Source organism: Spirochaeta dissipatitropha (genome assembly GCF_054657935.1).
The window spans coordinates 1-1,023 of sequence record NZ_BAAHXT010000048.1 but is presented as its reverse complement, the minus strand read 5'-3'; the positions used below and the strand labels follow the sequence as shown (position 1 = coordinate 1,023).

The following is a 1,023-nucleotide window of genomic DNA, read 5'->3' as shown; positions in this document are numbered from 1 at the left end:
GGGAAGGATTGCTCAATAGATCCAGAAAACTGAGTCCGGAAATCGGTCAGGTCGTGCAACAAATCCTGTCCCGGAAAGGAGTCGATGGGCTGCGTCCCGCCCGAGCTCTGATGGCGATGACCAAACGATACAGCGTTTCACGTATGACTGCAGCATGCCAACGGGCTCTGTATTACGACAATCCCGAATATGCTGTGGTCAAGCGTATTCTCGAGAAAGGACTCGAGTCAGAATCAACGGAGTGCCCGGTGGATTCAACCGGAAACCTGTGTTTTACATTTGCACGAACACCTGAGTATTTCAATCTTCTACAGGAGGCGAACTAATGCATGACACAGCACAACTAAAACCAAAACTGGTACGGCTGAAGCTCTCCGGGGTGCTTGATACCCTGGAGCAGCGCATGCAGCAGGCAATCGAAGAAAAATGGGAATACTCCAAGTTCCTGTTGTACCTGCTAACTGACGAGGTTGAGCGACGCGACAACAAACAACTGACACGTCGTCTGAGTAAATCCGGACTGGATCCTCAAAAGACCATCGCCAGTTTTGATTTTGACTTCAACCCGCGAATCCATAAACCAACCATTCTTGAACTGGCGCGATGCAGCTTCATCGAGGAACGGAGGAATCTGTTCCTTGTCGGCCCCAGCGGTGTCGGCAAAAGCCATCTGTCCCAGGCTATTGCCTACGAAGCATGCTTGCGTAATATCGATGTCATGTATCGCGGCACACATGAACTGATGAAATGGATTCATTCAGGTCGTGCGGACGGCAGTGCTGATCGGCGCATGAGCATGATCTGCTCGGTGCCGTTGCTTATTCTCGATGATTTTGGTTTGCGCCCGCTGCATGAATCAAGCCAGAGCGATCTGTACGAAATCATTGCCGCACGATATGAGCGACGCTCTACCATACTTACCAGTAATCGTGATTTTGCTGAATGGCAGCAGGTGTTTACCAATCCGCTGATGGGTAGTGCTGCAATGGATCGCCTGGTGCATCGTGCTTATAAGATCACCAT

Annotated in this window: 2 protein-coding genes; both read left to right on the top strand. The window is 50.5% G+C overall.

What is annotated here, in order from left to right:
* A partial coding sequence (locus tag ACYQ2L_RS17170; RefSeq protein ID WP_460058350.1) for a hypothetical protein occupies positions 1 to 326 on the top strand: 326 nt, incomplete at its 5' end.
* On the top strand, positions 326 to 1,023 hold a 698-nt coding region (gene istB, locus ACYQ2L_RS17165; protein ID WP_460058348.1), incomplete at its 3' end, for an IS21-like element helper ATPase IstB. The genes ACYQ2L_RS17170 and istB, both read left to right, overlap by 1 nt.